Origin of the sequence: Alteromonas sp. S005, from assembly GCF_036864475.1 — a bacterium.
In the GTDB taxonomy this organism is placed as follows: domain Bacteria; phylum Pseudomonadota; class Gammaproteobacteria; order Enterobacterales; family Alteromonadaceae; genus Alteromonas.
The window spans coordinates 284,342-291,751 of record NZ_JAZETN010000004.1 but is presented as its reverse complement, the minus strand read 5'-3'; the positions used below and the strand labels follow the sequence as shown (position 1 = coordinate 291,751).

The 7,410-nt window shown below is 43.4% G+C and carries 5 protein-coding genes; all 5 read right to left on the bottom strand.

The features are described from left to right. Positions 1 to 118: 118 nt before the first annotated feature. The 5 genes from V7R55_RS07995 to V7R55_RS07975 all read right to left on the bottom strand — a co-directional run bounded on the left by V7R55_RS07995 (position 119) and on the right by V7R55_RS07975 (position 7,239). Positions 119 to 649, bottom strand: a complete 531-nt coding sequence (locus V7R55_RS07995; RefSeq protein ID WP_334058900.1) for an acyloxyacyl hydrolase — start codon at positions 647 to 649, stop codon at positions 119 to 121. A 278-nt stretch (positions 650 to 927) separates the two neighbouring features. After that, positions 928 to 1,719, bottom strand: a complete 792-nt coding sequence (locus V7R55_RS07990; protein ID WP_334058897.1) for a hypothetical protein — start codon at positions 1,717 to 1,719, stop codon at positions 928 to 930. Between the two features lie 137 nt (positions 1,720 to 1,856). Next, entirely contained in the window at positions 1,857 to 4,946 is a 3,090-nt protein-coding gene (locus V7R55_RS07985) for an error-prone DNA polymerase (protein WP_334058895.1), read from the bottom strand. 41 nt (positions 4,947 to 4,987) lie between these two features. Continuing rightward, positions 4,988 to 6,496 carry a Y-family DNA polymerase gene (locus V7R55_RS07980; RefSeq protein WP_334058893.1) on the bottom strand — a complete coding sequence of 503 codons (1,509 nt, stop codon included), beginning with the start codon at positions 6,494 to 6,496 and terminating at the stop codon, positions 4,988 to 4,990. Between the two features lie 2 nt (positions 6,497 to 6,498). Continuing rightward, complete coding sequence (locus V7R55_RS07975; protein ID WP_334058891.1) at positions 6,499 to 7,239, bottom strand: recombinase RecA; 741 nt, start codon at positions 7,237 to 7,239, stop codon at positions 6,499 to 6,501. Positions 7,240 to 7,410: the final 171 nt, after the last annotated feature.

Genomic DNA, 7,410 nt, shown 5'->3' with positions numbered 1-7,410 from the left:
TTTCTGCAGAAAAAATAATGGGGTCAGTGAAATTTTTTGAACAAATGTTCTTAACAGAGCAACAGCGCACTCTAGCGTCGTTGTTTACAGTGTAGAAATGTACTCTGACCCAATTTCGTTAGAAGTGGTAGGCGTAGGATAGATTCAGGAAATCTAGCCCTGGGTTGTCGTTGTTAAAGCCACCGTTTGAAAAGTGCATATAGCGCAGCGCAACGTGTTGCTTCTTGTCGATCTCTACAAACACGCCCAATCTGTCTTCAAATTGATAGTTAGAGCCAATATCCTTCCCTGCCACCTCTTGATCACCAATGTAACTTGCACCTATTCCTGCTTCTAAATATACAGGGTATTTTTCATATAGCGTAGTTACCTGTTTCATAAAAACAGGGGTCAGTGACGCGCCATAGCTTGTACTGTGGCTATCGTTTTTACCATATTCCCAAATGACGGCACTAACTTCCCAATAGAGCTTTATGTCGCCAAACCAATCGGTAGCTAATGTTTGTTCAAGCGGTCTATATGCTAAGCGCATACCGTCAATATCATCAAATCCATGCATATAGTCGACACTGACAGTCTGCTTTGCCTGCGCGCTACTGGCGGTAAATGTGATGAAAAAAGAAAATAAGAGTAGTGATAACTGTTTCATAAATGCTCCTTGATATAACAACCTACAAGCAAAAACTTTTCCAAATAAAAAAGCTAATTATTTCAAATAGATAAATTATATCTAAGGTCAAGTATATAGCTGGCGAGAGTCTATATTACTGACGCCCTTGAAGTTTTTACAAGGGAAAATAGCTTTGCTTTACTAATCTAATCCAAACTATGCTTTAAGAAATATTGTAAGGAAAGCACGAGCGGCAACAGACCTCTCAAATGCGCATGTGAATAGATGTGCGTCATTCTCGCAAAGCGACATGTCCTTTATTTCCAGACTTCTTCAGCTTGCAAGTCTTGTTCTTTTAGAAGTTGCTGAGACAATTTTTCAAAAGAAGTTATTCCGTATTTTACTTTTATACTATTAATTAACTCGGGGTTTGAGGCTATGAAATTATCCAGTTCACTGATGATGTCTTTGTGGTAAAGGGTAGACAAAGAAAAAGGGATTTCGTTATGAGGAAGTGTTAAATCTAGAGTAAACGCGCCTTTCTCATAGGATAGTGGTGTGGAGCTTTGGCTGACAAAGTATTCCAAATCTAATCCATCGACACGCTCTTGATCTAAAAGGTCAAAGCCCTGCTGTATGCTAGTAACCCAAGTAATTTTTGTATGTTTATTGTCTATTCTTTGTTGCCAGTTTACTGGTGTGAACCCTAGTGGCATGGCTAGATGTTTTATTTTTTCAATGCCCTTACCTACATTCTCTCGTTTAACGATAGTTCCTGTTACTGCATTGGTTAAAGGAAGTGAAAAATACTTATCGCTCGAAGTGGTGATGCTGTTATACCAGCCTCTGTTATCAGGGTATACAAAATCAACATTACCTTTAACTAGCTCGAGTTGAAGTCGTCTTATGGGCAAACTCAAATAAATAAATTCGTGTCCAGAAGCTTCAGAAAAAGCCTCTAATATCGACCAGGCTACTCCTTTATCTACAGGCGAAGAAAAATCGTAGTGAGGAAAGTAGGCTAAACCTTGTGCGCCAACTATATATTTATCTGCGTAGGTATTAAAACTAAATGCGCAAATAATAAAAAGCGCAATCCATCGCATCATTTTATACTCCGAAAATGACAACAATTATCTACAGGTATAGTTGAGTTATTCGAATGTTGCTTCACGAAAAGAAAGTTATTAATCAAACAATCACTGTTAAGCATACCATAATCTATTACTTTGCCTCTGTAAAAAATTCAGTGAAAATCTCTAGAGCTTAATGTCAGCTTTTCGAGCCAAGGTGTACGGTCGATAAGCTTACCCGCAATAATGTGAATAACTCCCTCTTTTGAACATTCAATAATGCCATTAACTTGAAGAAGCTTAGCTTTCAAAAAAGTTTGTTGCTGTGCTCGCGCTGTAGCTTGCCATACCACAACATTCATATTGCCTATATCATCTTCTAAGGTCAGAAAGGTGACGCCTGCTGCTGTGCCTGGGGCCTGTCGTCCCGTAACAGCTCCAAGTACTTTAACAACAGATTTATTCTTTTTGTCTCTTAGCGAATCAGACCAGCTTATGTCGTTAAGCTCGTGTTGCTGCTTAAGCAGTGCAATAGGATGGTTATTTACAGACAAGCCTGTTGAAGCATAATCTTCAAGTAAGTTTTCTGCTTCAGAAGGATCTGCTCCGAGCGTTTTGCCGCACTTATCTGCATAAAACTCGTCGGTATCAAAAAGCGGTAAACGCGTTTGGGTATCCATAATTCGCCAGCGGGTTTCGTAGCGATTCCCTGATATAGTACGAAATGCATCTGCGCTCGCAAGTGCCTCTAGTTCATTACTTTTAAGCGATAACTGCTGTAACTGTTCAACGTTGGTGTAGCCTTCGTCTGAACGATTTTCCACAATAAGCTCAGATGACGCTTCACTTAAACCTTTAATAAGCTTAAGACCAAGCTGTATATACTTTTCTTGGCCCTTTACAACTAACGTGTGCTCTGCGCTTGACTGGTTCACGCAGGGCGCCTCTACCCGTATATGGTGACGCTTAGCGTCTTGAACTAATTGGGACGGAGAATAAAACCCCATGGGCCAGCTATTTAACAGCGCCACGTAAAACTCAACGGGAAAGTAAAACTTCAACCAGCAAGACACATAAGCTAATACGGCAAAAGATGCTGAGTGAGATTCAGGAAAGCCGTAACCTGCAAAGCCTTTTATTTGCTCAAATAAGTTGTGGGCAAACGTACTGTCATAGCCTTTATCCGTCATACCCTTAATGAGTTTGTCTCTGAATTCAAAAATTCTACCGTCCTTTTTCCAGCTAGCCATGGCGCGCCGCAGTTGGTCGGCTTCTCCGCCACTGAAGCCTGCTGCAACCATAGCAAGCTGGATCACTTGTTCTTGAAAGATAGGCACGCCCATAGTGCGTGATAGCACCTTTTCCACATCTTTAGATGGGTAGCTAATGGTTTCATTTCCGTGGCGACGTATCAGATAAGGGTGAACCATGTCGCCTTGAATGGGGCCAGGCCGTACAATGGCTATTTGTACGACCAAATCGTAATAGCGACGAGGTTTGAGCCTTGGCAGCATAGACATCTGTGCCCGTGATTCTATTTGAAAAACGCCTACCGTATCGGCCCGACAAATCATATCGAAAACCTGTTTGTCATCCCCAAGTTTGGTGATAAATGGAATACTGGTTTCAATAGGATACTGTTTATTGATAAGAGAAAACGCACGGCGTATAGCGCTTAGCATCCCAAGGGCCAGTACATCCACTTTTAATAGACCTAAGGTTTCAATGTCATCCTTATCCCATTGAATGATGGTACGGTCTTCCATTGCGGCGTTCTCAACAGGAACAAGATCGTAGAGCGGCCCTGCGCTAATAACAAAACCACCTACATGCTGCGACAAATGTCGGGGCGTGCCCAGTAAAGCTTCGGTAAGGGTAATTAACTGCTGTACCCTAGGCTCCTCAGGGTTTAGTCCTAGTCCAGCCAGCTGAGACTTCCACGGAATAACGCTGTCCCGTCGATTAATTTGTTTTACCACAAAATCAAGCTGTGACTCGCTAAAGCCCAGCGCCTTGCCCACATCTTTAAATGCAGATTTAAAGCGGTAGCAAATAACGGTAGCCGCGATAGCGGTTCTTTCTCTGCCGTATTTTTGATAAATATATTGAATGATCTCTTCACGGCGCTGATGCTCGAAATCCACATCAATATCGGGCGGCTCGTTACGTTCTTTGGATATAAAACGCTCGAACAGTACGCTTATTTGTCTTGGATCTACGGCCGTTATCTCTAGGCAATAGCACACTACCGAGTTGGCCGCAGAGCCTCGCCCTTGATACAAAATGCGCTGCCGCTTGGCAAACTGAACGATATCGTAAATGGTTAAAAAGAAATATTCGTATTCTTGCTCGGCAATAAGTGTCAGTTCTTTTTCTATAATTTGGCGGATTTCAGAGGTTATACCTTCTGGAAAGCGCACTTTAATACCGGCTTCTACGCGCTCCCGTAAATACGATGTAGGCGTATACCCTTCTGGCACCAGTTCCGAAGGGTAGTGATAGCGCAACTCTTCTAAAGAAAACGTGAATACCTGGGCTAGGGCATTGGTATTGGCTATCCATTTCTCAGGGTAGAGCTTCTTTATTTTTTGTATGGTGCGCAGACTACGCTCTGCGTTACTCAACGCCTCCCGACCTATTTTGTCTACACTGGTGTGCACATTAGTAGCATGCAATACATGTTGAAGCGGAAGCCTGTCAGCGTGATGCATTAACACACCTGTACAAGCAATAACCGGAAAGGGAAAGGCAGACTGTAAATGGTTGTAGTGCGCAAACCGCTGGTGATCCCGTCCGTCTAATAAACGCTGAGCGCCAATATAGGCATCGATGCTGGGATGCTTTTGCAGCCACTCAGCCCAATGCTTGTCGTGAGCTTCTTTTCCGCTAGGTAGCCAGATGAATTTGCAGTGGCGAATGGTACGCAAGTCCCATTCAGCAAGTTGATATTCTCCTTTCTCAGAGCGACGCCTGGCGTTAGTAATAATTCGGCACAGTTCGCTGTAGGCCGCTTTGTTCGGGCACAGCAGTACAAAAGATAAGGTGTCATCAAATACAAAGTAACTGCCAACAATAAGCTTAATAGGTAGGCCTTGATGGGTTATTTCATCGAAAGCGCGTACTACTCCCGCTACCGAGCATTCGTCAGTTATGGCAAGCGCGTCGTAGCCAAGAAAAGACGCCGTGGTCACAAGCTCTGAAGGAGAGGAGGCTCCGCAAAGAAAGCTATAGTTACTTTGGCAAAAGAGTTCGCTGTATTTCATGATATTGCTTTTACCTCTACTTTTTCTTTAACCGCGTACGGCTAGCAAAAAAGGCCCTGTACCCACCAGCGGCTCTCTTCATCTTTAAATACTAAAAGCCTTACACATTGCTCAGTTTGGGCGATGAAATAATCTCGCTTTGTTGGGCTGTCATGCCACCACTCGCTGTGTAAACGCACGGGGCCAAAGCAAATGTGGGTCGCCTGAATAAGCGGTTTAGGTGTATCAAAAGTAAAGGTGGGCGTAATGTCACTGTTGTAAGCATAATTACCGGTGCCGTCACCGGCGCTTGATTCCGTTACCGTCATATATTCGAACTGATGACTGTCAGCAGCGCGAGGTTGAAACGTACTATTATCGCCTAGCTTGGCGTTTAAGCGCCCAATCAATTGTTTCTGTGCAACGTCATTAAACCTATCGCTAAAAAAGTCGCCATTTTGCGAATCTATTTCTTCAAACTGCTGGCAGGTAAGCGCAATCGCTGTGGCAGGCTCGGGTAACTCTAGGTTCTCAGTTTTAAGATTAAACAGCGGTAGCCAACTTTTCACCGATGACTGAGGCAGTGCAGAATGAATATTAATATCCATAACAGGTGCTTCTCTGAAATGAATACGCACGTTGATGCTGGATGTATATAAGTTTCTTGCTCGTAAATAGTGAGACAAATGTTCAAACTGCTGGGTGACAAAAGGGGTTAGATGCTGCGTGTTTTCAATATCGAAAGGCAATAGGATAAAGTTATCGAAGTGCTCCAAAGGCCTAAATAGCGTAACCTGGGGAAAGGTTTCTCCTCTTAATGCAGTAAGATACATAATGGTGTTATTGTCGAAGCGCCGCCCCAGTTCTTGTACCGGCATGGCCAGCAGTTGCTGTACACGGGTAACACCCACTCTTGCCAACGAGTCAATGACTTTAGGTGACAAAGCAGTAATAGAAAGCGGGCACGTACTTAGCGCCTTTTTTATGTCATTGGGTGTATGTAAGTAGGTATTAAATTTATGAAGCGCTAATACTTTTGCGGCCTCAATTGTCCATGCGCTAGCAAAATGATAGCGAATATCTGCTTCTGCCAGAGTTTGACTTAAAGTTTTCCACAGTGGCGTATGACCGCCATAGTAATGAGTTAGGTTATCAAGCCTTACAGCCAGACCGTTTACACTATTTGAGTGAATGTGGTTGTCTAATACGATGTCAGAAGCCAGTGGATAAAGCCGATGGGCTAACTGCGTCAGCATATGCTTTTCGGCTTCTTCACTGAAAGGCAGAATATGCACGTAAGGGCATAGCGCCGCCGCTTGAGCTAGCCCATGCCCAATTTCAATGCCTTCTTTTTTTGCAATATCATTACACTGCGTAATTTTGTTTGTTTTACTGCAGTACACCGCAACGGGAGTATTCGACGGTAATGACGAAGAGCTTTTGTTAGCTTCGCGTCTAGGTTCATTTCTAAGATCGCCTTTAAGCGCTTGGCGGTGCGCATGTTTATTTTTAGCCGCTTTGATGTGGCTGTCTAAAGTGAGTTGATAGCAGTAAATATAGGCCCACAGCATTGTTAGCTCACAGAATGTAAAGCCTGATCGGAAAGCGTGTTATGTGCCATGGCCCATTTAATGGCGTGATTGTCAGGGGTCCACTGATGAGAAATAACAACGTTATCTTTTGGCCACCCATGACGTTGTTTGCGTATGTTCACCGATAAAGCGTGGGGTTTACCAAGTAGTGCAATATCTAAAGTGATGGGCAATGAACTGTCGCTTTGGCTTGGTGTATCAGCTTGTGAGCTTGTTTTTGAATAATTTAACGATGATGCCTGTTGTTGCGGGGGAGTATACAGCAAGCACAGTGCGTCATTATGCGTTGCCGCTACTTGCAGGCGCCGTGCTTCTTTTTGATTTACCGCATTACTCCACAGCACAACGCAATGGCAAGCCGTACTTTTTAAACACTGTTCTGCTGCCCATAAAGACTCCTGCTCAGTACCTGCTTTAACTACGAGTACCTGTTGTGCTTTCAGCCCCAGGTTTTCTAACCATGGTGACTGTAGTAACCCGGGAGGGTTAATAAACACCACCAGTTTATGCGTGCGATGCTGGCAAATAACTCGTTTAAATAATGAAAGCTCACCCACGCCGGTCAGTGAGGCAATACGCACAAGCCCCGTAGAAGCAACGCCACCGTTAAGTGCTTTATCTAGGCGTGGAAAGCCCAGCGAAAATTTAGTTTCACTTTGCTTTTGATTTCTGGCCCGCCAAATTTGGGGATGATTGTTAAGCACGGATAACGATTTATTCATGGCACTCAAAATAAACTGTATTTTTATACAGTATTATAGAGCAGCAATAACCCTTTTCAAGACAAAAGGTTTTTGTCTTGTTGTTTTAACCGCTAACTCACTGATTAGTTTGAAAAGGTAAAAAGATTAAACTTTTAAAAGAGTGGGATATCGTGGAGGGCCGCCTACCTT